A 23,047-nucleotide genomic window follows, 5' to 3' on the forward strand; every position below is an offset into this window, starting at 1 on the left:
AACTATTTTTTTCTACTAATAGTCAATCCATCACGTATTGGTAGCAATACAGTTTCTATGCGATGGTCGTCTTTTAAAAGTGTATTAAACTCTAAAACAGCTTTTGTAGATGTGTCTTTTTCGTTTAAAGGTTCAACTACTTTACCGTGCCATAAGACGTTATCGGATAGAATAATTCCGCCAGGATTTAGTTTTTCAATAATTAAATGAAAGTAATTTACGTAATTAGGTTTATCGGCATCAATAAATACTAAATCAAATGTCATATCTAAAGCAGGAATAATATCTAAAGCACTTCCTGTATGCTGAATGATTTGATCTCCATAAGCCGATTTATCAAAATATTTACGCTGAAAATCATGCAATTCTTCATTAATATCAATAGTATGTATTTGACCATTTTTATCTAAACCTTCAGCTAAACAAAGTGTTGCATAGCCTGTAAAAGTACCAAGCTCTAAAATAGTTTTAGGACGTACTAATTTAGATATCATGCTTAATACACGACCTTGATACGGTCCAGAAAGCATAATAGGTTGTAAAATTTTTTGGTAGGTTTCTCTTGTTAGTTGTTGTAGTAATTCTGGCTCTTCTTCAGAATGTGCAACAACATAATCGTCTAATTTTTCTGGTAAAAAATACATTATCCTAAAATTCGCTTATATAACTTATCCTTTTCAGCTTGATCATTTCCGCAAAGCCAACGTATTACATTGTCTTCCCAAATTGCATCACGTTCGGTTTCATTAATAATATCTCTTTCTATAGCCAGATCTAATATTTTACCAGGATAAGAACTTTGTTTTACGCTTTCCATTTCACCTAAAGGATATGGATCGTCTAATCCCATTAAGACTTGTTTAGAGGTTTGATTTTTGATTAATAATTGAAGTCCGCCAGTATCGTGTACCAATGTATCAAAGAAAATATTTGGATGCGCTACAGCTTTTCTTGGGTGATGTTTACCTTCAAATAAATCTGGTCTACCATCAAAACCTTGTATACGTCGTCCTAAATTAATCTGTGCCAATTGTCCGCCATGCGCAAAACAAGTTCGCATGTTTGGATACTTATCTTGATAGCCATTTAAGGTTAAAAAGTGATACGCATCTGCACATTGTGCTAACATCCAAATGAGATGAAAACGCCACGACGTGTTTTCTAGCTTTATGAATTTTTCACCATCATAGGGATGAATTTCAACAGCTAAATTATACTTATTGGCTAATTCAAAAATAGGTTCGTTTTCTTCATCAAAAATACAACGCCAAGTCCCAATCGTATCCATGTAATGCGTTGGTAAACACAGTAAACGCATACCTAATTCTTCCACACAACGTTCAATTTCCCAACAAGCACCGCGTACAAATCCTGGATGCACTACAAACCCAGTAGTAAATTTACTTGGATTTTCATGCTGAATTTTTGCGTTAAAATCATTTTGAAAACGTAAGGCTTGCTTCATTTCTTCAACACGTAAACCATTACCATATAACTGAGATAAGTTTAGCACAACTGCATGGTCTATTTTGTTGCGTTCCATCCATTCTAATTTTTCATTTAAGAAAAAACTAGAATCTGTAATGGGTCTATTCCAATCTTTTTGAAGCATGTATTTACGGTCTTTATCTACCCAAAAAATACCTTTATCTTTCATAAATTGCGGAATTTCTTCCGGATAAGGCAGTAAATGTGAATGACCGTTAATTCTTAGTTTGCGTTTGCTCATTTGTTTAAGGGGTTACCAAATTTTAAATTTTAGTAACTGTTTTTGTGTTGGTTAGATGTAATTGGGTTTATTTTTTAAAAGCCCCTTTTTTAACCATATCGTTATAACGGTCAAAAATAGCAGGCATATCAGTTTCTATATTGTCAAGCATAAATTCTTCTTCATAAATCAAACTTGTATCTTCATCCGAGTACCATTGTAATTTATCCATAACACCTTCTGGTCTAGGATATTCGATCACCAAACCTACAGTGTTTGCACTTCGTTGAGGTGAATGTGGTACTTTTGGCGGTAATACAAAAATTTCACCTTCTTTAATATGAATATCTTTTGGTTTACCATCTTCAATAACTTTTAAGACCATGTCACCTTCAATTTGATGGAAAAATTCCGGTGTTTCATTATAGTGATAATCTTGTCTATCGTTTGGTCCACCAACAACCATAACAATAACATCGGCATCTTTCCAAACCACTTTATTACCAACAGGTGGTTTTAGTAAATGACGGTTTTCTTCAATCCATGCTTTAAAATTAATAGGCGGAAATAATTTGCTCATTGTATACTTTTTTTGGCGTTACCCTATTGGGTCAGGCTTTCAAGGCTCGCTCTCTGCGAGGAGCTCAAACAAACCTTTCAATCCTTAACGCAGATTCATCAATTCAATAAAATTAAGAATAATATTTTTGAAATATTAGGCTTATAAACTTTTTGTTCTACCACCATCAACCGGAAGGTTAATTCCGTTAATATAACTCGCCTTTTCACTTGCTAAAAAGGTGATTGCAGCAGCTAACTCTTCTGGTTTTGCAAATCGTTTTGCTGGTACAGCACTTTTCATGGCGTTAGCAGATTCTTCTTCTGTTTTGCCAGTTTTAGCACTTTTGTTTTTTATGATTTCGGTTAAACGTTCTGTTCCAGTTGCGCCAGGTAACACATTGTTTACGGTAATGCCAAATTGTCCAAGTTCGTTAGCCAAGGTTTTACTCCAATTGGCTACAGCACCACGAATGGTATTGCTTACACCAAGTCCGTCTAATGGCTGTTTTACAGATGTTGAAATGACATTAATAATACGTCCAAATTCTTCAGCTTTCATAAACGGAACAACAGCTTGAGCCAATACATGATTACATTTTAAATGCTGTGTAAAAGCGCTTTCAAACTCTTCAATTTTCGCATCAAAAACTGGTCCACCAGCTGGTCCGCCAGTATTGTTTACCAAGACATGAAATCCGTGATTGTTTTTGATGTAGCTTTCAACTTTTTCTTTTAATTCCATCGGATTAGAAAAATCAGCTACGATATAATCGTGGTTTCTGTGTTTTGGTAATTCAGCTAAAACTGCCTTTAGCTTGTCTTCGTTTCTTGCTATTAGTGTGATATTTGCACCTTCTTCAGCTAAAGCTAAAGCAGTTGCTTTACCAATTCCTGCTGTGCTACCACACACTAGCGCGTATTTGTTGTTTAGTTTTAAGTCCATAATAACTTCCTGCGTAGGCAGGAATCTTTTTAGTTTATATTGTTAAATGAGATTCCTGCTTTCGCAGGAATGACATTAATACTTTATACATACATTCTTAGCCTCAGTAAAAAAGCGTAAAGCTTCAAATCCACCTTCGCGACCAACTCCGCTAGCTTTAACGCCACCAAAAGGTGTGCGTAAATCGCGCATCATCCAAGTGTTTATCCAAACGATACCAGCTTGTAGTTGGTTACTCATTCGCATGGTGCGTTTTAGATTGTTAGTCCAAAGTGTTGCTGATAAACCGTATTTTACTTTGTTAGCCATTTCTAATACGTCGTCTTCAGTTTTGAATGGCATAATGGTGACTACTGGTCCAAAAATTTCTTCTTGATTCACGCGACAATCATCTGTTTTAACCTCAATAACTGTTGGTTGTAAATAGTAGCCGTTTTCGTAACCTTCAACCGAAACTTCGTTTCCACCACATAAAACAGTTGCGCCTTCTTCTTTAGCAATTTCGATGTAGCTTTTTACTTTTTCAAGATGCGGTTTTGAAACCAAAGCGCCAATATTCGTATCTGTTTCAGAAGGATGACCAACCTTTAAATCTTTTACTTTGTTTACAAAGTCAGCTTTAAATTTGTCATAAATAGTTTCCTCTACAAAAATTCGGCTTCCGCATAAACAAATCTGACCTTGATTAGCAAACGACGAGCGTACGGTTGTGTTCAGCATATCGTCATAATCGCAATCGGCAAAAATGATGTTTGGGTTTTTTCCACCTAATTCTAAAGATAGCTTTTTAAACATTGGTGCGGCAACTTTGGCAATATGTGCGCCAGTTGCTGTTCCGCCAGTAAAACTAATGGCTTTGATATTTGGATGTTCTACAATAGCTTGACCAGTCGTAGTACCTAAACCGTGAACAATATTCAGCACACCTTTAGGTAAGCCAGCTTCATTACAAATTTTGCCTAACAAATACGCTGTCATTGGTGTAACTTCACTTGGTTTGGCAACAACGCAATTACCTGCAGCGATTGCAGGTGCGATTTTCCAAGTGAAGAGATACAATGGCAAGTTCCAAGGACTTATACAACCAACAACACCAATAGGTTGGCGTAGTGTATAATTTACAGCGTTTTGACCAACGCTTTCGTGGCTTTCACTTGCAAATTGAGTAATGGCATTACCAAAGAACCTGAAATTACTTGCTGCTCTTGGTATATCTACCATTTTGGCAAGACTTACAGGTTTTCCGTTGTCCTTACTTTCGGCTTCTGCAAAACGGTCTAAATTAGCTTCTAATAATTCTGAAATTTTAATGAGAATTCTGCTACGTTCTTCTAAAGTAGTTTGACTCCAACTAGGAAAAGCAGATTTAGCAGCTTTGTAAGCTTGCTCTACATCTTCTTTTGATGAGTTTGGGATTTGTCCATAGACTTCACCATTTGAAGGATTGTAGTTGTCAATCCAACTGTTAGATGATGGGTTTTCAAATTGACCGTTAATGTAATTTTGTATGTTCATTATTCTGATTAGTCATTTCGAACGAATGTGAGAAATCACATGATGAGATATCTCGACTGCGTTCGACATGACAGTTTTATTGTTTTTTATACGCCATCACCTTAATTTCAACCAATAAATCTGGATGTGGTAATTGGTGTACAGCAACTGTTGTTCTGGTTGGTCCAGTTTCTTTTTCAAAAAACTCGGCGTAGGCTTTGTTATAACCTGCAAAATCATTCATATTTACTAAAAAGGTAGTTACATCAACTACATCCTTAAGGCTGGCACCAACGGTTTGTAAATTTTTATCGATGTTTTTTAAAACTTCTCTGGTTTGAACTTCGATATCTAATTTTTTGGTGTTCATTTCGTCAATAAGTTCTACACCAGCAATTGTATTGTCTGCGCGCCTTGAACTGGTTCCTGATACGAAAATGAAATCGCCTACCACTTTTACATGTGGATATGCGCCTCTTGGTGTTACTTTAGTTCCTGCGTTTGTGCTCATATTGGTTGTCATTCTGAACTTGATTCAGAATCTATTTTTTGATTATTTTATTTTCCTGAGACTTCTCGACTGCGCTCGAAGTGACAGTTTATTCTTTTTATGAGATTCCTGCTTTACTCATTGATTCTTATTTAAGCTCATTGATTTCGTGAATCTTCGATTTCGCAGGAATTTAGTGATGCATTGTTTTTGCAACGTTGTCATCATCTATAATATCGTTAGTTTTTTCTTGTACTTTTTGTAAAGCCTTTTCTAATTGCTCATAAGTCATATCTGCTGTTATCGATATCTCATTGTCTGCAATCATGTTTAAAATGGCTTTGTCTTGCGCACGACCTTTGGTCATAGCTTCGTGATAGCCAATATTTTCATTGAATGTGACCATCGAGTATTTTGAAAAATAGTGCTCTGGGAAATGCTTTTCTAATTGCATTTCTAGCAGGCGCTTTGTTTTGAACATTGGGTTAGCAACGTGATCACGCATTTCGTAATAGTTCTCTTCGGCTAACTCGCCAATAGCATCTGCATCTGCTTTTCTAACCGATTGATAGGTTTTAAAAATGGTTTCCCAATCGTCTTCATGTTTATCGATAATGCTATCTAAAACAGCTACATCTTCAAAAGAGGCATTCATTCCTTGACCGTAAAACGGAACAACAGCATGCGCCGCATCACCTAGAATTAAGGTGTTGCCTTTATAATACCAAGGTGAACATTTTATAGTGCCTAAAGCACCTGTTGGATTGTTTGCAAACTCTTCAGCAATGTTCGGAATTAGCGCTAAAGCATCAGGAAATTGTGCTTGGAAAAAGGCTTTTATTTTGTCTTCAGTATCTAAATATTTGAAATTATAAGTGCCTTCTTCATGGCTTAAAAACAGCGTCACCGTAAAACTTCCGTCTAAATTAGGTAAAGCGATAAGCATATATTCGCCTCTTGGCCAAATATGCAAATAATCTTTACTGATTTGATGGCTTCCGTCTTTGGCTGCAGGAATTTCTAATTCTTTATAACCGTGTGTTAAGAAATTTTGAGAAAAACTGAACAAGAATTTACGCTGTAAAAAGTAGCTTTTTCTTAACTCTGAACCTGCGCCATCAGTACCAAAAATAACGTCTGCAGTGACGTTAAACGCTTCATTTGTATTACGATTTTTAAAATGAACGGTATTGGTGTCTAAATCTACCGTTTCACATTCTGAATTAAAATGAATGGTTAGATTGTCGTATGTATCGGCTTCGGTTAGTAGCATTCCGTTTAAATCACCTCTTGAAATAGAGTTGATGTATTCGTTATCACGACCAGAATAGTTGGATGCAAAGGTGTTACCTTTGGTATCGTGCATTAATCTACCTTTCATTGGGATACAAATCTCACGCGCTTTATCTTCAACATTAGCTAAACGTAAGGCTTTGAAACCGCGATCTGATAAGGCAAGGTTGATAGAACGACCTGCAGAAATGTCTGTTGTTCGTAGATCTGGTCTACTTTCGTAAACATTAACGTTATAGCCTCGTTGTGCTAAACGTAGTGCTAAAAGTGAGCCGCATAAACCTGCGCCAATGATTAATATGTTTTCTTTTTGTTTCATTATTTTATCCTTGTTTAATCAAGTGTCTAAATATTATGATTCAATACTTTCTTTATTTTTTGAATTTCTTCATATGATAATCTAAGTCTTTTTAAATTTAATTTTTGTTCTTGATTATCAATGCTTTTATAATAAAAAATATCGTTTTTAGAATTAAATTCTAAGTTTGAAAAATCACTGTATTCAGCAATTTTTATTAATTTATCTTTTATTACATAAACTATTTTTTTGTCAGTTATTATAAAATAGTCAAAGCTTAAATTAAAAAGATAATAGAACAGTCCTAAAATTTGATATTCCCAAAAACTTGCTTCAGATTTCTTCTTGATTTTGAGTAAAATATTATCATCCTTTATTAGTGAAAAAAAATTTTTCATCTACAAAATTTCTTTCAACTTTTCAACCATTCTAAATACATCTTCAAAACTGTTGTAAAGCGGTACTGGTGCACAGCGTATAACATCAGGTTCGCGCCAGTCTGTAATAATATTGGCTTTGGTTAATTTGTGATGTAAACTTTTATCGGCATCTTTAACTTGAATCGATAATTGGCAACCACGTTGTTTTGGATCTGTTGGTGTGATTATTTTTATTTTATCGTTGTTTAATTCATTAATTAAAAATTCAAAATAACCTGTTAGTTGCTCTGATTTTTTGCGTAACGCTTCCATACCAACCTCATTAAACATATCTAATGACGCTTTTATGGCAGCCATAGATAAAATTGGCGGATTACTAAGTTGCCAACCTTCGGCGCCAGGTGTAACATCTAACGGTTGACGCATATTAAAACGCGTGTCTTTATTGTGACTCCACCAACCTGCAAAACGCTTTAAATCTTTATTGTGTGCGTGTTTTTCGTGAACGAAAAGTCCGCCTAAACTACCTGGTCCAGAGTTTAAATATTTGTAAGTACACCAAGCTGCAAAATCTACGCCTGAGTTGTGTAATTCTGGTTGAATGTTTCCTACACCATGTGCTAAATCGATACCAACCATACAGTTTTTGGCGTGACCAAGCTCTGCGATACGCTTTATATCTAAATATTGACCTGTGTAATAATTAACGCCGCCAATTAAAAGTAAAGCGATTTCATCACCTTGTTGATCTAGGATTGTTTCTAAATCTTCAATATTTAATAATTCTTCGCCTTCTCGAGGTTTCCACTCAATTAAACCTTCATTTGCATCAAAACCATGAAAATCTAATTGTGTTTGTACTGCATATCGATCTGATGGAAATGCATCACTTTCTATAACAATTTTGTATTTGGTTTTGGTTGGTTGGTAAAAACTAACCATTAGCAAGTGTAGGTTTGTGGTTAGCGTGTTCATCACTACAACTTCAATAGGCTTTGCGCCTACGATTTTTGCCATACTTTCAGTCAAGAATTCGTGATATGGCATCCATGGGTTTTTAGCTTCAAAATGACCTTCTACACCAAGGTTTGCCCAATCGTTTAATTCTTGTTGAATGTAATTTTGTGTACTTTTTGGTTGTAATCCTAGCGAGTTTCCTGTAAAATATAACCAGTCGTTTCCTTCTTTGTCTTTTGGAATATGAAATTGATTGCGGTAATACGCTAATGTGTCGTTTTGGTCTTGTGTTTTTGCGTAATCAAGACCGGTTTTATAGTTGGTCAATTGTATATTTTTTTGCGTTGCTAACAAAAATAACATAAATTTATTAAGTACTTAAAGATTACTAGCGTTGTAATTGTTATAATTACATTAGTAGTTTAATTTTTTTGATTGATTTTTTATGAAACTAACTTTAACGTAAATGATAAGAGATTTTCTACGTAAATATCAAAGATGGTATATCTCTTATCTAGATATGCAAAATCATAAAAATGAAACAGATCGTTTATCTTATTACAGGGATAAACTTTTTATTTCAATAATAACTTTAACCGTTTTGCTAGGCTCTGTAGCTTATGTGCCAAGTATTACAGCAGCAATAGTTTTAGATAAATTGTTTATTTTATACATAGATACGTTAGCTATAATTTTATTGTTTTTTGCTTTTTTCTATAAGCCACTTAGTTTAAAACATAGAAAACAAATTTTTACTGTTAACTTTTTTGTGCTATCACTTTGTCTGGTTTTGGATTTAGGATTAGGAGGAAATGGACCAATTTTACTTTATATGGTTAGCATACTTGTAACACTCTATAGTGGTACAAAAGCAGGTGTTTATACGGTTTTACTTACAGCATTATTTTATTTTTTAGTATTAGTTATAAAATATTTTAAAATTATTGAAATTAATTTTTATGTAGAAGGTCCGTTTGAAGGGTTAATGACTGTATTTATTAATAATATATTATTCTCTTTACTTACTGTGTTTTGTGTGGCATTTTTAATTAAACAGCTAAATAAAGCATTACTTAAAGAAGCAGAGCTTCAGGATAGATTGATAGAAGAAAATAAATTAACAATTAAAGCTAAAGAAGAAGCAGAGCAATCGGATAGGTTAAAAACAGCCTTTTTGGGTAACATGAGTCATGAAATTAATACACCTATGTACAGTGTTTTGGGTAGTGCAGCGTTATTAAAATCGAGTTTAAATATTGATGAAAAAAATAAAGAATACTTCAATATCATTGAAACTAATAGTAATAAAATACTGAAAGTATTTAATGATGTTGTAGAAGTATCCAAAATAGAGTCTGGTTTATATACTATTAATAAAGAGTCTATAAATATAGAAAGTCTTTTAGAAAACGTAAAAACAGATCTTTCTCCTTTAGCTAAAGCGCATAAAGTTAAACTAATGATTACTGTAGAAATAAAGCAAGGTTATAGGCTATTGAGTGACCAAGAAAAGCTTTATGAAGCACTTAAACACTTAGTGAAAAATGCTATTATATTTACTAAACCTTATGGAGTAGTAAATGTAATTTGTAATATTTTAAACAATAAAAAAGTAGAGTTTAAAATTCAAGATACGGGTATTGGTATAGCCGACAAAGATCTGGATAAAGTAAGATTGCCTTTTTATAAAGTAGATTTAGATAATGAGTCTGCTTTACATGGTACAGGACTTGGGTTAACCATTGCTAATGCTTATATAAATATCTTAGGAGGAAAAATAAAAATAGAAAGTGCCTTAGGACATGGTACCCAGATTTACTTTACACTAGAAGACTACAAAAAAGCGCCTTGATATAATCAAAGCGCAAATATATATAGACGCCATATGGCGGAAAATGTAAGCTATACGTTTTAAGTTTTAAACCCACGTGAAACTTACATTATATAAGACAAAATTAAGATTAAAAAACCGAAAGGTTTATTCTGTGGTAACTTTTATATCAGTAAAGTTTAAATTCCAATTTACATCTGCTTGTTTATGGTCTAAAGCAATTTTAATACCATTAAAATCTTTGTGGTTTTCAAAAGTTGTAATTAATGAAGCCTCTTTTTTATTTCCTTCTCTATAAACCCATTCGGTAATAAGGTAATTATCATTAAAATAAAAGTCATAAGCATCACCAGGTGTATATCCTCCATTATTAGGATAGGTAATAGTTATTTTATTAGTTTCTAATTTACTTATTGGTGCTTTAGCTTTTACAACTTTTGATATTGAAGCATTTTTATCCCACATTAATTGGAATGGAGTTAACAACCAGAATTTATCATTAATAAAGCCTTGATCAGCTTTTATAGATGTACTATCAATAGATTTTCGGTTGTAAGTAATTGTATCTTTAGCAGTAATTAAAGTTACATCATTACTTTTAGGTTTCCATATCCAAGAGCGTTGGTAATGAGAACTATCTCTATCTACATTAAAAGTAAATGCTATTTCTTTAATGTTTTTAAACTGCTTAAACCCATAGTTGTTAGCAATTTTCTCGGCAGTAGTAATTGGTTTTGATTCTTCTTTTTGGACTTGCTTAGTTTCATTTTTACAACTAAAAAGTAAAATTGAAAGTATAGAAATTGTATAAAGTAATCTCATGAGTTTTTTTGCAAAAATACGTAATAGAAATTCGGAATCAATTTTTTAGTTTAATTTTAGATGAAATTTAGCATCATTAATTTACAAAAATGAAAGACCTAAACGACGCCTTTAGTACAAATAAAGCTACTTGGAATAAAAAAGTAAAAGCACACGCCAATAGTGATTTTTACAAATTAGACGCATTTATAAATGGTGAAAACTCGCTTAATGCATACGAATTAAAAGCTTTGCCAGACGTAAAAGGTAAGTCGTTATTGCATTTACAATGTCATTTTGGTCAAGACACCTTAAGTTGGAGTAGGTTAGGCGCAAAGTGTACAGGAGTAGATTTAAGTGACGAAGGTGTAAAACTTGCGCAACAATTAAATAATCAATTAAAATTAGATGCCAACTTTATATGTTGTAATGTTTTGGATACATCACAACATGTAAAAGAGCAGTTTGATATTGTTTTTACTAGTTATGGAGTAATAGGTTGGTTACCTGATTTAAAACCTTGGGGAAAAATGATTGCAGAGCGTTTAAAAGAAGGAGGTACATTTTATATGGTCGAGTTTCATCCAATAGTTTGGATGTTTGATTATTTAGACGGACAACCAAAAATGAAATACGGTTACATGCAAGATGAAGCAATTTATGAAGAATACGAAGGGACTTACGCAGATACTGATTCTAAAATGATAAGTAAAGAATATGGATGGAACCATGGTTTAAGCGAAGTCATTAACGCATTAACCGAAGCTGGTCTACGTATTGATTATTTAAACGAGTATGATGAAAGTCCTTATAACGTACTTCCAAATTTAGAAAAAACTAAATCTGAAATGTACGTTACTAAAGATAAATTGTATCCTTTAATTTTTGAGATAAAGGCTAGGAAAGTTTAGTGTTTTTCCTTTAAAACTTCAGGCATTTTAGCTTGAAACTTTTTTAAACGAGGTATAGAAACGTTTTGTATATATGGGTTTTCAGGATGTAGCTTCTCATAGTTTTGGTGATAATCTTCTGCTTTCCAAAATTTTTGGAATGGATAGACTTCTGCAGCAATTGTTGCATTTAATTGTTTAGCTAAAGCAGCTTTTTTCTCTTCTATAATTTTCTTTTGTGCATCATTTTGATAAAAAATAATAGAACGGTATTGAGATCCACGATCTGGTCCTTGTCCATTAACTTGTGTTGGATTTTGCGAAGCAAAATATACATCTACTAAGGTTGAAAAACTAACAACTTTAGGGTCGTAAATTACTTCTACAGCTTCGGCATGACCCGTTAATCCTGTGTTACTTTTCTCGTAAGTTGGGTTTTGTGTATATCCGCCAGAATAACCACTTATAGCTTCATTTACACCTTTAACACTTTCGTAAACTGCTTCTACACACCAAAAACAGCCACTAGCAAAATATGCTTTAGCTAATCCGTTTTTTAAAGGTACTTCAATAGGCTTGGCATTTTTTACTGCTTCTTGTTTTGGATTTGTTTGTGCTTGATTATTACAGCTAAAAAGGAGCGTAAGTAATAGGATAGGTAGTAATCGTTTCATAATAAATTTCTTTTTCATCTTTAGACGTAAAAATTACTAAAGCCTTAATTTCTTTTTTATAAAATTGTCTTAAAAAAAAAGAACCTTCAATTTATTGAAGGCTCTGATAAAATATTTGTTCTGTTATTTAGCTTAAGATGATAACTTAGCAAATAACTTGTTCATTTTTTCTTGCTCTTCGTCTGCTAAAGCCGAATCTACTAAGATACGTCCACTGTGCTCGTCTGTAATAATTTTTTTACGTGACGCAATTTCCATTTGTACTTGTGGCGGAATTGTAAAGTAAGATCCTCCAGATGCACCTCTTTCAATTGGTACAACAGCTAATCCGTTTTTTACGTTTGCTCTTATTCTCTCGTAGGCTTTTACTAAACGATCTTCGATTTTATCTTTAGACTCTTCAGACTTTTCAATTAAAGCTTTTTCTTCTTTTTCAGTTTCTTTTAAAATAGCGTCTAATTCACCTTTTTTGTGTTTAAGGTGTGTTTCACGATCTTTAGTATGCTCTTTAGTTTTAGCAATTACTTCTTTCTTTTGCTCGATTTGAGCTTTAAATTCTCTAATGTGCTTTTCAGCTAATTGAATTTCTAATTCTTGATATTCAACTTCTTTACTTAAAGAGTTAAATTCTCTGTTATTTCTAACATTTTTTTGTTGTTCTGTGTACTTTTTAATTAAAGCTTTAGATTCTTCAATTAAATTTTTTCTATCAGAAATTTCAGTATCAATATTATTAAGACTTTCTTCTAATTTTTCTAGTCTTGTTTTTAATCCCGCAACTTCATCTTCTAAATCGCTAACCTCTAAAGGTAGTTCTCCACGAACGTTTCTTATCTCGTCTATTCTAGAGTCGATTAATTGTAGATCGTATAATGCTCTTAAACGTTCTTCTACTGTTGCTTCTTTCTTCTTTGCCATATTTTAAAAATACTTAACAGGATTGGTATTTGTGTTTGATAAAACGAATGCAAAATTAGGAATTTTTTTTGTAAGTATTGCTACTAAACCGTTTTTTGTGTATTGTTCGCTCTCGTAATGTCCAATATCTGCTAAAAGGATGTTGTTTTCTGCTTGAAAAAAGTCGTGATATTTAAGGTCTGCAGTGACATAAGCGTCTGCGCCTGATGCTTTTGCAGTACCAATAGCAAAGCTACCAGAACCACCTAAAACCGCTACTTTTTTGATTGGTTTTTCTAAAAATTGAGTGTGTCTAATGTTTGAAACCTTCATTTTTTGCTTAAGATGATTTAAAAAATCAACTTCTGTCATAGCGGTTTCAAATTCAGCAATCATTCCCATTCCTATATTTTGATTTGTGTTTTCTAAAGTAGTTACCTCGTAAGCAACCTCTTCATAAGAATGTGATTTAAATAATGTTTCTAAAACTTTGTTTTCTAAGTGTTTAGGAAATGTAATGCCAATTTTTGTTTCGTTTTCGTAATGTGTTTCACCAATATTACCAATAGTAGGATTTGCGTCTTCGTTAGGATTGAATGTGCCAACACCTTCTACGTTAAAACTACAATGGTTATAATTGCCTAAGCTTCCTGCTCCTGTGCTAAATAGTGCATTTCGAAGTTGTTCTGCTTCTGCTTTAGGAACAAATGTTGTTAGTTTTTTTATAGTTTGTTTTTGCGGAATTAAAATGCGTTGATTAACAAGTTCTAATTGATTACAAAGCATAGCGTTTACACCTTTTTTGTAATTGTCTAAAGCAGTATGGATGGCATAAATAGCAATATCGTTTTTTATGGCTTTTAAAACAGTGCGCTCTACATAATTTTTGCCTGTTAAGCTTTTTAAACCTTTAAAAATGATAGGATGAAAACTGATAATTAAATTGCAATTTTTTGCAATAGCTTCTTCTACAACATCTTCAGTTGTGTCTAATGTGATTAAAGCCGAAGTTACTTCGGTATTTTTATTGCCAACCAAAAGACCAACATTGTCAAAATCTTCTGCATAGTGTAATGGTGCATCTTCTTCTAAAGCGTTAATAATGTCTTTTATTAGCATACTTTTTAGATTTAATAATTTAAAACAAATATAAAATATTTACTTTCGTTACTGTAATCTGTTAAAACAAAACAGAAATTTTATCTTAAAATGAAATTTATAAGAATCATACTTTTTCCTTTTGTGCCAATTTATTTTTTAGTGACTTGGTTTAGAAATTTAGCTTACGATAAAGGTTGGTTTAAGTCCACGAGCTATGATTTTCCTATAATCTGTGTTGGTAATTTAAGTGCTGGCGGTACAGGAAAAACACCAATGGTTGAATATTTGATTAGACTATTAAAAGATAAAACCAAATTAGCTACTTTAAGTAGAGGTTACGGAAGAAAAACAAAAGGATTTTTATTGGCAGAAGACAATATTACAGCGACTGAATTAGGTGATGAACCATTTCAATTCTATCATAAATTTAAAAATGAAATTACAGTTGCAGTTGATGAAGATAGGCAACATGGCATATCAACATTAAGAGCAATAAAACCAAAACCAGAAGTTGTTATTTTGGATGATGCGTTTCAGCATAGAAAAGTAAAAGCAGGTTATAATATTTTACTAACAACGTATAACAATCTTTATGTAGATGACTTTGTTTTACCAACAGGAAATCTACGCGAGCCAAAAAAAGGGGCAAAAAGAGCTAATATAATTGTGGTAACTAAATGTCCTGAATCTTTGACTCAATTAGAAAAAAAAGCTATTGTTTTAAAATTGAAACCAAAGGTATATCAACATGTGTTTTTTAGTCATATTGGTTATGGTAATTCTGTTTTAAATGAAACACAAAAGGTTAGTTTAAACAAACTTGAATCTTTTACTTTAGTAACAGGTATTGCAAATGCAAAACCTTTAGTAAATTATCTAAAATCCCTGCGGTTAGATTTTAATCATATCGAGTTTAAAGATCATCATAATTTTACTGAAAACGATATAAAAAAGCTTTCAGAATTAGATAAGATTGTAACTACAGAAAAAGATTATATGCGTCTTAAAAATGAAGCTGTTTTAAAAGGTAAATTATACTATTTACCAATTAAAACGGTTATTGATAATTCAGAACAATTTGATGCTTTAGTTAAAGCGTTTACTCTTGGCTAATTTGAGAACCTTCAGACATTAAAGCATTGTAAAGTTTACGCTCAAAATCTTCTTGTTTAAAAGGTTTAGGGATGATGTCTGTAAAACCAGCTTCGTCAAATTCTTGCATTTTATCTTCAATAGTAACTGCTGTTAATGCAAAAATGGTTAATTCTCTATCAAATGCTCTAATCATTCTTGTGGCTTCAATACCGCTTATTCCAGGCATGTGTATATCCATTAAAACAACATCGTAATTTCCTGTTTTAACTTTATCTACAGCTTCTTCACCATTGTCTACAACGTCACAATATAGATTCATTTTATTTAGAATTTTACGTGTAATCATTTGGTTAATTTTGTTGTCTTCTACAACTAAAATCTTAATGTTACTTAATTCTATTTCGTCTACATCTTTAAAGTAAGTCGTTTTTTCTACTTTTACTTCTTCGTGACTTCTTTTTAAAGGTAATTCAAAGTAAAAAGTGGTTCCTTTTCCTAGTTCGCTTTTTAAATAAATCTTTCCTTTTAAAATGTCTATTAATCCTTTTACGATAGAAAGTCCTAGACCAGTACCGCCATATTTACGGTTTATTTGAATAGAGCCTTGAGAGAAACTTTCAAATAAATTTTGTTGCTTCTCTTCACTTATACCAATACCATTATCTTCAATTTCAAATCTAACTTCAAGATTATCTCCAGATACTTTTTGTTGAATAATTCTAATCCAAATATCACCGTCTTTGGTAAATTTTATAGAGTTACCAATAAGATTAATTAAAATTTGAGATATTTTTAATTGATCGGCGTTAAAGTTTTCTGGTAGATTACGGTCGTATTCAAAATGAATGTTGATGTTGTTGTCTAATGCAGAATTGTTTAATGCAGAAATAACGTTCTCTACTTTCTTTTTTAGGTTGAAAACTTCTGGTTCTACATCTACTTTATTAGCTTCAATTTTATTAATTTGAAGGATGTCATTAATAAAAGTTAGTAGATAATCTCCTGAAAATTTTAGAGACTTTAAATGCTGTATTTGTTCAGGTTTTGGGTCTTCTTCTAATAGCATATTTGTAAGTCCTGTAACGGCATACAAAGGTGTTCTTAACTCATGCGTTACTGTAGATAAGAAGTTTGCTTTAGTTTTTGTAGCAAGTTCAGCTTTTTCCATTGCAACGGTAAGCTCTGCATTTTTTTTATGTAAAATGTTGTTAGATTTTAATCTAATATTATTGTTTTTGTAAAGCGATAATGTTAATAAAGAAAGAATAGTAATTAAAGCAATACTTAATATGGTAGTTAATTTTTCTAACCATGAAGAGTTTGCTTCTTTTTGTAAATCTGCTTCTCTTTCTTTTTGATACTCTATTGGGTTTTCATATAAAAAATCTAGTTTTTTATCTTCTGCTAAATAAGAGCGTTTTACTTGAAGTAAAGAGTCATTTAACTTAAGGTGTTTTTTTAGTAAAGAATTAGACGTTTTATAGTCGCCAGCTGCTTCTTTAATGTCGCTTTTTATTTTATAACCAGTGCTTATAATGTCTATAAACCCATTTTTTTTTGCAATTTGAAATCCTAACTCAGCTAGTTCTTCTGCCTCTTCAATGTTGTTTAAAGCAGCTTTTGTTAGTCCAGATTTTAAGTAGTTTATACTTAATAATTGATTGTGTTGATATCTTTTTGAAAGGCTAATAGCATCTTCATATAACTCATCTGCCATTTCATAGTTTTTTAAAATGTAGTAAGCGTCTGCTTTATACATTTTAGTTTCTGCTTCAAAGGAGTGTAAATCTTCGTTTTCAAAAATCACTTCTGCAGAATTAAAGTAATCTATAGCGTTATTGTATTCTTTTTTTTGCTTAAGATATACTAATCCTAGGGTTTTATAGGTTTCTGCAATATTTATATTGTCTTTGGCAAAGCGTTGTTTTTCTATAGCTTTTACAAGAATTTTGGTGGCTTCTTCTGGGTTTTCTTGTATGTAATACAATTTACCCATTTTTGAGTAGATTAAGCCAATACTTTTATTGTCATTAATTTGTTGTGCTAATTCTAGTGCTTGTTCTAAATCGTCTTGAGCTTTGTAATACTCGTTATTGTCTATGTTTTTTTGAGCAAAATTAATGTCAAAATCTATACTTTCTTGAATTGACTCAATTTCAGTTTGAGTTAATTCTTCTTGAGCAAATAGATTAAGACCAAATAGGCCTATAAATAAGTATAGTAGGTATGTTTTGGTTAGGGTACTCATAGCATTACACATCAAACAAATATAAATATTTATCAGAAAAAATTAACTATTTATTCGATAAATAGTTAATTAAGTCAATAATTCTGCTAGAGTAACCAGTTTCGTTATCGTACCAACCTATAATTTTTACCATATTACCTATGACAGAGGTCATTTGAGAATCGAATATACATGAATGTGTATTGCCTACAATGTCAATAGATACTATAGGGTCTTCTGTATATTCTAAAACGCCTTTAAATTGGTTTTTTGAAGCATTTTTAAAAGCCTGATTAACCTCTTCAATTGTCACTGTCTTTTTAACATTAAAAGTAATATCTGTTAAAGATCCGTTAGCAACTGGAACTCTAATACCACAACCACCAATAACATCTGATAATTCAGGAAAAATTTTAGTTAATGCTTTTGCTGCTCCAGTTGTGGTTGGTACAATGCTTTGTCCAGCAGCTCTGGCACGACGTAAATCTCTGTGAGGTTGGTCGTGTAGACTTTGATCTGTAGTGTAAGAGTGTACTGTTGTAATGTAAGCTTGATCTATACCACACAAATCATTAATGATGTTAATCATTGGTGCAGCGTTGTTAGTAGTACAAGAGGCGTTAGATATTATTTTTTCTTCGCCATTAATACTACTTTCATTTACGCCTAAAACAATGGTTTTAATATCATCTTCGGTTGGAGGAACACTTAAAATTACTCGTTTAGCTCCGTTCTTTAAATGAAATTCTAAATCTTCAGACGTTTTAAATTTTCCTGTAGACTCAATTACAAAATCAGGATTAACTAAAGACCAATCGGTTTCTTTAGGGTGCTTTTTGTTAAATAATGGAATAGATTTATTATTAACTATTATTGTATTTTCTGTTGAAGAAATTTCAGCAGGAAAAACACCATGTATACTATCGTATTTTAATAAATGAGCTAATGTTTTAGCATCTGCCAAATCGTTTATAGCAACAACCTTTATGGATGGATGATTATGTAATAATCTAAAAACACGTCTACCAATACGACCAAAACCGTTAATAGCAACCGTTATCATTAATTAATATGTTTTTGAGCTTTGTAAGATGAACGAACTAAAGCGCTACTTTCTACATGTCTAAAACCTAATTTAAGTCCTATTTCTTCGTATTCTTTAAATTCGTCAGGCATAATAAAACGTTTTACCGGTAAGTGTTTTTTACTTGGTTGTAGGTATTGTCCAATAGTTACAACATCTACGTCGTTTTCTTTAAGATCGTGAAGTGTTTCAATAACTTCTTCTCTAGTTTCACCTAAACCTAACATTATACCAGATTTTGTACGGCGTTGTCCTTGCTGTTTTAAATATTTTAAAACTTGCATACTACGGTCGTACTTTGCTTGTATACGTACTTCTCTAGTTAAGCGTCTTACGGTTTCTATGTTGTGCGAAATAACTTCTGGAGCAACATTGATAAGTCTATCAATATGCATTTCAATACCTTGAAAGTCTGGAATTAAAGTCTCCATTGTTGTTTCAGGATTCATGCGTCGTACAGCTTTAACAGTTTCTGCCCACATGATACTTCCCATGTCTTTTAAATCGTCTCTATCAACACTAGTTAAAACTGCATGTTTAATTTTCATTATTTTGATAGAACGAGCAACTTTTTCAGGTTCGTCCCAATCTACATCTTCTGGTCTACCTGTTTTTACACCACAAAAGCCACAAGACCTTGTACAAACGTTACCTAAAATCATAAAAGTAGCAGTTCCTTCTCCCCAACATTCGCCCATATTTGGACAACTTCCAGAAGTACAAATGGTATTTAAATTGTACTTGTCTACTAAGCCTCTTAATTCGGTATACTTTTTACCAGTTGGTAATTTAACACGTAACCATTTTGGTTTAGGTTTTCTTTCTGGTAATATATTTGAAACGTTCTCTGTATTCATAGTTTATTTTTCTACTTGCAAAGATACGAGTTATAAGTGTGATTTAAAACTTTAGCTTGGTTAACTAATTTTAGCAAATTGTATGAGAATTTAATTGTGAAATTTATTTTTTTTGAATAATCTCTGCAAGTAATTTTTTTGCTCGTAACAATTTAACTTTTACGTTGTTTATAGGTTCGTTAAGCTCTTCAGAAATTTCTTTATAACTGTATTCTTGAAAATATCTTAAGTTAATTACTTCTTGGTAATGAGGCTTTAACTTTTTTATATCTCTAAGTAGTTTAGCTAGGTTTTGTTCTGTAATTAGTTTGTCTTCAACAGAAGGTGTTTCGTCTAAAACATTATATACTTCTTCATCTGTCCTAGATAGTGCATGTTTGATTGAGTTTTTTTCTTTTCTTACAATGTCAATATGTATATTTTTAGAAATGGTAATTAACCAAGTGCTAAATGTATATTTTTCGTCAAAAGTCTCAATCTTATCAAACGCTTTAGAGAAGGTTTGTATGGTTATATCTTCTGCGTCATTTTCGTTTTCAACACGTTTTAATTGAAAACCATATACTTGGTCCCAATAAGTGTTTAGTAACTGTTTAAACGCTTTTTGGTCGTTGTTTTTAGCTTTTTTTATAGCGTCTTTTATTTCCAATAATTAGGTTTTGAAATTTTATTATTTATAAAGATACAGAATTGTATGACAAGTAAAGAAGTCTCTAAAAGAGGAAGTAAAAAAACTATGTCAAATTCTTTTAATTTTTTTGCTGAAAATCCGATACTTAAAAATTGTAGGATAAACCTTAAAATAATAATTCCTAACACAAATGGCCATAAATAAAGTGTTGAAATAAGTACTATTCCTAAAAGCCAAAACAAAACCTGACTAATGTAAAATAGCGCTAACAAAAATTTGTGTTTAAACTTATAAAGATTTGCAGTAGATACATGTCTGCGTTTTTGTCTATACCAATCTTTAAAATTAGTTTTAGGAATAGATAAGGTAAAACTTTGCGGATTTACACAAATAGTTGTGTTTTTTTCGGTTGCGACTTCATTAATAAATAAATCATCATCACCAGATCTTATTTTTATATGGTTTATAAAACCGTTAGCGTTAAAAAACTCATCACTATGATAAGCGAGGTTTCTACCTACGCCCATATATGGTATGCCTATTTTAGCAAAAGAAAAATATTGTGTTGCAGTAAGTAAGGTTTCGTATCTAATAAGTTTATTTAAAAATGAGTTTTTAATTTTTTGATAAGCGCCATAACCTAAAACAATAGTTTTTTGTTCTGTAAAATGTGAAACGATTTCAGAAATCCATTGATTAGAAATAGGTTTGCAATCTGCATCTGTAAATAGTAAATGTTTGTGTTTTGCTGCTTTAATACCTAATGTAAGGGCATATTTTTTATTGCCCCAAAACGCTTCGTTATTTTCTACGTTTACAATTTTTATGTTATTATGTTTTTCAGCGAAAGCTTCAAAAACATCTAAAGTATCATCAATAGAAGCGTCGTTAATTAAAACAACTTCAAAGTTTGGATAATCTTGATTTAAAATTGAAGGTAAAAAACGTTTGATGTTTTCGGCTTCATTTTTAGCACAAATAATGACCGAAATAGGTAAGTTGCTTTTAGTAGCTTTTGATTCTGTTTTTGAAAAAGAAAAACTACCAAAAAGTACAGCATAGTATAATACTTGAATGATAACTACAATTATAAAACTGTAGAACAGTATATCAAGTATTATCATGTTTTATTAAGAGTGTTGAGGCTCGTTACACGAATCGAATTGATCTGGAGTTTTTCCGCAAAAACCACAAGCATCACCATCTTTATTTAACATTGGATTTTGGCTAGCGCATGTGCCTGCAAATTTACCGTCTTTTTTTGCCCAAATTTTTATAGCAATACCAGCAATACCTAATCCTAGAAGTAATAATGTTATTAATAAAAGTTTCAAAATAAAGTATCTTTTTTTGTTGTTGCAAAGATATTAATTTTAATACAAATTAAACCAAAAAGAAAGCCATACTTTTTGGTATGGCTTTTTACTTTTATTAATTAAAATGTTTTAGTCGTTAAGCTTTAAAGAGATTTCTGCAACAGGTGTGTCACTAGATCGTTCTAAGCTTCCGCCTTTTGGTTCTACAGATATGCTTAAACCTAAAGCATCTTCTGTATAAGGTATTTCTTGAAGTTTTCTATCGGCTTCTGTTAGGATACCTAAACTAACCATTTTACCTTGTATGTCTGCCCAGATTTGATAGACTTGATCGTCTGGTAATTGAGGTAAAGACACTACATCTATCATAGATTTTTTTTCTTTTGGATTGATGTAAGCTACAGTTTTTAAGTCTTTTGCACTTCGGTTGCCTTTTAATACGTACTTTTCTGTTTCTGGGTTGTTAAGTTGTTTAAATTGCTCTAATATATCAGTTAAACGACTGTTGTTTTTTGCAATATCACTTCTAAGGTCAAAAATCTCGTCTACAATAACTTGATTTTCGTTAGATAGATTTGAGTTTTGCACGAATAAATATGCAGAACTACCAGCAAAAAGTAAAGCTGCTACACTTGCAGCAATTGCTAGACTAAACCATTTTCTTTTTGGTTTATGAGTAGGCTGTATTGGTATAACAGGTGTGTCTTCTTCTAATGCATTTAAAATATTATCTAATGCATTTTTAGGGGCTTTTACAGCATTTATTTGAGCTGAAAGTTCTAGTTTGTCTTGTAGTTTTTCGTAAACTTTTTTAACTTCTGGATAGGTGTTTATATAATGTTCTACCTCTTCAGTTTCTGAAGCTGTAGTTTGACCTATCAAGTATTTATCTAATAAATTAGATTTTAAAAAAGTAGTTATTTGTTCATTTACATTCATCACTTTTTACAATTAAGGGTTGTAAATTTTTTTCAATTCACGTAACGCAATTTTCAATCTAGATTTGATGGTTCCTAAAGGTATATTTAACTCTTCACTTGCTTCTTGTTGTGTCATACCTTCAAAAAACAATGCGTTAATGACTTCTTGATATTTAAATTCTAAGGTGTGAAGGTGTTTTTTTATATCCATCACATCTTCGTTTAAACTTTTGGTAGTCAGTTTATATACGTTTGAATTTTCAATTTGGATTTCCTTTGTTGCTTTATTATTTACAGATCTAACTTTATCTATTGCAGAGTTGTATGCAATACGGTATAACCAAGTAAATAATTTGGCTTTTTCTGGGTCATAGCTTTTACCTTTTTTCCAGACTTTAATTAAGGTTATTTGTAATACATCTTGTGCTAAATCGTCGTCACTAATTACTTTTTTTATAACACCAAAAAGCGCATCTGCATAGTTTTCATACAGAAGAGTAATGGCTTTTTTATCGCCATTTTTTAGATGCTTAATGATACTGTCTTCAATCGAAAAGTCCAAATATGCAGTTTTAAGAGTTAGTTAGTTTTATCTTTTG

At 31.8% G+C, this 23,047-nt stretch carries 24 protein-coding genes; 3 read left to right on the forward strand and 21 right to left on the reverse strand.

Features of this window, described 5'->3' with window-relative positions; genetic code table 11:
- Positions 1-2: 2 nt before the first annotated feature.
- From FHS04_RS10405 to kynU, 9 genes are all read right to left on the reverse strand, one after another.
- A complete protein-coding gene (locus FHS04_RS10405) occupies positions 3-644 on the reverse strand; it encodes an O-methyltransferase (RefSeq protein ID WP_106676652.1) in 642 nt (213 codons plus the stop codon).
- Positions 644-1,729: an amidohydrolase family protein gene (locus FHS04_RS10410; RefSeq protein ID WP_027880277.1), complete on the reverse strand. Its 1,086-nt coding sequence runs from the start codon at positions 1,727-1,729 to the stop codon at positions 644-646. The genes FHS04_RS10405 and FHS04_RS10410 overlap by 1 nt, the downstream gene beginning before the upstream one ends.
- Before the next feature lie 67 nt (positions 1,730-1,796).
- Positions 1,797-2,288: a 3-hydroxyanthranilate 3,4-dioxygenase gene (locus FHS04_RS10415; RefSeq protein WP_106676654.1), complete on the reverse strand. Its 492-nt coding sequence runs from the start codon at positions 2,286-2,288 to the stop codon at positions 1,797-1,799.
- A gap of 141 nt (positions 2,289-2,429) precedes the next feature.
- Positions 2,430-3,212 carry an SDR family oxidoreductase gene (locus FHS04_RS10420; protein ID WP_106676656.1) on the reverse strand — a complete coding sequence of 261 codons (783 nt, stop codon included), beginning with the start codon at positions 3,210-3,212 and terminating at the stop codon, positions 2,430-2,432.
- Between the two features lie 75 nt (positions 3,213-3,287).
- Complete coding sequence (locus FHS04_RS10425; RefSeq protein WP_106676658.1) at positions 3,288-4,727, reverse strand: aldehyde dehydrogenase; 1,440 nt, start codon at positions 4,725-4,727, stop codon at positions 3,288-3,290.
- Between the two features lie 76 nt (positions 4,728-4,803).
- Positions 4,804-5,217, reverse strand: a complete 414-nt coding sequence (locus tag FHS04_RS10430; protein ID WP_106676660.1) for a RidA family protein — start codon at positions 5,215-5,217, stop codon at positions 4,804-4,806.
- A gap of 172 nt (positions 5,218-5,389) precedes the next feature.
- The gene (locus tag FHS04_RS10435) at positions 5,390-6,808 is read right to left on the reverse strand and encodes an FAD-dependent oxidoreductase (RefSeq protein ID WP_106676662.1); all 1,419 of its coding nucleotides are present in this window, start codon (positions 6,806-6,808) and stop codon (positions 5,390-5,392) included.
- A 26-nt stretch (positions 6,809-6,834) separates the two neighbouring features.
- Positions 6,835-7,185 (reverse strand): hypothetical protein, encoded by a 351-nt coding sequence (locus FHS04_RS10440; protein WP_106676664.1) that lies wholly within the window; start codon positions 7,183-7,185, stop codon positions 6,835-6,837.
- Entirely contained in the window at positions 7,186-8,451 is a 1,266-nt protein-coding gene (gene kynU, locus FHS04_RS10445; protein WP_244906263.1) for a kynureninase, read from the reverse strand.
- A 139-nt stretch (positions 8,452-8,590) separates the two neighbouring features.
- Between kynU and FHS04_RS10450 the strand changes: the two genes are divergently transcribed.
- Entirely contained in the window at positions 8,591-9,976 is a 1,386-nt protein-coding gene (locus FHS04_RS10450) for a sensor histidine kinase (RefSeq protein ID WP_106676668.1), read from the forward strand.
- A 126-nt stretch (positions 9,977-10,102) separates the two neighbouring features.
- Here FHS04_RS10450 and FHS04_RS10455 read toward each other — a convergent pair whose 3' ends face one another.
- Positions 10,103-10,777: a hypothetical protein gene (locus FHS04_RS10455; protein ID WP_106676670.1), complete on the reverse strand. Its 675-nt coding sequence runs from the start codon at positions 10,775-10,777 to the stop codon at positions 10,103-10,105.
- A gap of 89 nt (positions 10,778-10,866) precedes the next feature.
- On the opposite strand from FHS04_RS10455, the gene FHS04_RS10460 reads away from it, so the two are divergent.
- The gene (locus tag FHS04_RS10460; RefSeq protein ID WP_106676672.1) at positions 10,867-11,667 is read left to right on the forward strand and encodes a class I SAM-dependent methyltransferase; all 801 of its coding nucleotides are present in this window, start codon (positions 10,867-10,869) and stop codon (positions 11,665-11,667) included.
- On the opposite strand, the gene msrA is transcribed toward FHS04_RS10460, so the two are convergent.
- From msrA to FHS04_RS10475, 3 genes are all read right to left on the reverse strand, one after another.
- Positions 11,664-12,320 carry a peptide-methionine (S)-S-oxide reductase MsrA gene (gene msrA, locus FHS04_RS10465; RefSeq protein ID WP_106676674.1) on the reverse strand — a complete coding sequence of 219 codons (657 nt, stop codon included), beginning with the start codon at positions 12,318-12,320 and terminating at the stop codon, positions 11,664-11,666. The genes FHS04_RS10460 and msrA overlap by 4 nt on opposite strands.
- 132 nt (positions 12,321-12,452) lie before the next feature.
- Positions 12,453-13,238, reverse strand: coding sequence for a zinc ribbon domain-containing protein (locus FHS04_RS10470; protein WP_106676677.1), 786 nt, complete (start codon positions 13,236-13,238; stop codon positions 12,453-12,455).
- Between the two features lie 3 nt (positions 13,239-13,241).
- A complete protein-coding gene (locus tag FHS04_RS10475) occupies positions 13,242-14,336 on the reverse strand; it encodes a Nif3-like dinuclear metal center hexameric protein (protein ID WP_106676679.1) in 1,095 nt (364 codons plus the stop codon).
- A gap of 90 nt (positions 14,337-14,426) precedes the next feature.
- Here FHS04_RS10475 and lpxK point away from each other — a divergent pair, with 90 nt between their 5' ends.
- On the forward strand, positions 14,427-15,431 hold the full coding sequence (gene lpxK, locus FHS04_RS10480) for a tetraacyldisaccharide 4'-kinase (protein ID WP_106676681.1): 1,005 nt from the start codon (positions 14,427-14,429) through the stop codon (positions 15,429-15,431).
- Here the strand turns inward: lpxK and FHS04_RS10485 are convergent.
- From FHS04_RS10485 to FHS04_RS10520, 8 genes are all read right to left on the reverse strand, one after another.
- Positions 15,418-17,661 (reverse strand): ATP-binding protein, encoded by a 2,244-nt coding sequence (locus tag FHS04_RS10485; RefSeq protein ID WP_106676683.1) that lies wholly within the window; start codon positions 17,659-17,661, stop codon positions 15,418-15,420. The two genes, lpxK and FHS04_RS10485, sit on opposite strands and share 14 nt — an antisense overlap.
- A gap of 46 nt (positions 17,662-17,707) precedes the next feature.
- Entirely contained in the window at positions 17,708-18,703 is a 996-nt protein-coding gene (gene gap / locus FHS04_RS10490) for a type I glyceraldehyde-3-phosphate dehydrogenase (protein WP_027880263.1), read from the reverse strand.
- Complete coding sequence (lipA, locus tag FHS04_RS10495; protein ID WP_027880262.1) at positions 18,703-19,581, reverse strand: lipoyl synthase; 879 nt, start codon at positions 19,579-19,581, stop codon at positions 18,703-18,705. The genes gap and lipA overlap by 1 nt, the downstream gene beginning before the upstream one ends.
- 103 nt (positions 19,582-19,684) lie before the next feature.
- Positions 19,685-20,230 carry an RNA polymerase sigma factor gene (locus tag FHS04_RS10500; RefSeq protein ID WP_027880261.1) on the reverse strand — a complete coding sequence of 182 codons (546 nt, stop codon included), beginning with the start codon at positions 20,228-20,230 and terminating at the stop codon, positions 19,685-19,687.
- Positions 20,221-21,336, reverse strand: a complete 1,116-nt coding sequence (locus FHS04_RS10505) for a glycosyltransferase (RefSeq protein WP_106676685.1) — start codon at positions 21,334-21,336, stop codon at positions 20,221-20,223. The genes FHS04_RS10500 and FHS04_RS10505 overlap by 10 nt, the downstream gene beginning before the upstream one ends.
- 6 nt (positions 21,337-21,342) lie before the next feature.
- A complete protein-coding gene (locus FHS04_RS10510; RefSeq protein ID WP_027880259.1) occupies positions 21,343-21,546 on the reverse strand; it encodes a hypothetical protein in 204 nt (67 codons plus the stop codon).
- 111 nt (positions 21,547-21,657) lie between these two features.
- Positions 21,658-22,467 (reverse strand): anti-sigma factor, encoded by an 810-nt coding sequence (locus FHS04_RS10515; protein ID WP_106676687.1) that lies wholly within the window; start codon positions 22,465-22,467, stop codon positions 21,658-21,660.
- A 12-nt stretch (positions 22,468-22,479) separates the two neighbouring features.
- The gene (locus FHS04_RS10520; protein ID WP_106676689.1) at positions 22,480-23,010 is read right to left on the reverse strand and encodes an RNA polymerase sigma factor; all 531 of its coding nucleotides are present in this window, start codon (positions 23,008-23,010) and stop codon (positions 22,480-22,482) included.
- Between the last annotated feature and the right edge of the window lie 37 nt (positions 23,011-23,047).

Source organism: Mesoflavibacter zeaxanthinifaciens subsp. sabulilitoris (genome assembly GCF_014191595.1).
GTDB lineage: Bacteria > Bacteroidota > Bacteroidia > Flavobacteriales > Flavobacteriaceae > Mesoflavibacter > Mesoflavibacter zeaxanthinifaciens.

Coding starts and splice junctions, on each gene's coding strand:
- FHS04_RS10405 (WP_106676652.1), bottom strand. CDS start 644: ATGTATTTTTTACCAGAAAAATTAGACGATTATGTTGTTGCACATTCT.
- FHS04_RS10410 (WP_027880277.1), bottom strand. CDS start 1,729: ATGAGCAAACGCAAACTAAGAATTAACGGTCATTCACATTTACTGCCT.
- FHS04_RS10415 (WP_106676654.1), bottom strand. CDS start 2,288: ATGAGCAAATTATTTCCGCCTATTAATTTTAAAGCATGGATTGAAGAA.
- FHS04_RS10420 (WP_106676656.1), bottom strand. CDS start 3,212: ATGGACTTAAAACTAAACAACAAATACGCGCTAGTGTGTGGTAGCACA.
- FHS04_RS10425 (WP_106676658.1), bottom strand. CDS start 4,727: ATGAACATACAAAATTACATTAACGGTCAATTTGAAAACCCATCATCT.
- FHS04_RS10430 (WP_106676660.1), bottom strand. CDS start 5,217: ATGAGCACAAACGCAGGAACTAAAGTAACACCAAGAGGCGCATATCCA.
- FHS04_RS10435 (WP_106676662.1), bottom strand. CDS start 6,808: ATGAAACAAAAAGAAAACATATTAATCATTGGCGCAGGTTTATGCGGC.
- FHS04_RS10440 (WP_106676664.1), bottom strand. CDS start 7,185: ATGAAAAATTTTTTTTCACTAATAAAGGATGATAATATTTTACTCAAA.
- FHS04_RS10450 (WP_106676668.1), top strand. CDS start 8,591: ATGATAAGAGATTTTCTACGTAAATATCAAAGATGGTATATCTCTTAT.
- FHS04_RS10455 (WP_106676670.1), bottom strand. CDS start 10,777: ATGAGATTACTTTATACAATTTCTATACTTTCAATTTTACTTTTTAGT.
- FHS04_RS10460 (WP_106676672.1), top strand. CDS start 10,867: ATGAAAGACCTAAACGACGCCTTTAGTACAAATAAAGCTACTTGGAAT.
- msrA (WP_106676674.1), bottom strand. CDS start 12,320: ATGAAACGATTACTACCTATCCTATTACTTACGCTCCTTTTTAGCTGT.
- FHS04_RS10470 (WP_106676677.1), bottom strand. CDS start 13,238: ATGGCAAAGAAGAAAGAAGCAACAGTAGAAGAACGTTTAAGAGCATTA.
- FHS04_RS10475 (WP_106676679.1), bottom strand. CDS start 14,336: ATGCTAATAAAAGACATTATTAACGCTTTAGAAGAAGATGCACCATTA.
- lpxK (WP_106676681.1), top strand. CDS start 14,427: ATGAAATTTATAAGAATCATACTTTTTCCTTTTGTGCCAATTTATTTT.
- FHS04_RS10485 (WP_106676683.1), bottom strand. CDS start 17,661: ATGAGTACCCTAACCAAAACATACCTACTATACTTATTTATAGGCCTA.
- gap (WP_027880263.1), bottom strand. CDS start 18,703: ATGATAACGGTTGCTATTAACGGTTTTGGTCGTATTGGTAGACGTGTT.
- lipA (WP_027880262.1), bottom strand. CDS start 19,581: ATGAATACAGAGAACGTTTCAAATATATTACCAGAAAGAAAACCTAAA.
- FHS04_RS10505 (WP_106676685.1), bottom strand. CDS start 21,336: ATGATAATACTTGATATACTGTTCTACAGTTTTATAATTGTAGTTATC.
- FHS04_RS10515 (WP_106676687.1), bottom strand. CDS start 22,467: ATGAATGTAAATGAACAAATAACTACTTTTTTAAAATCTAATTTATTA.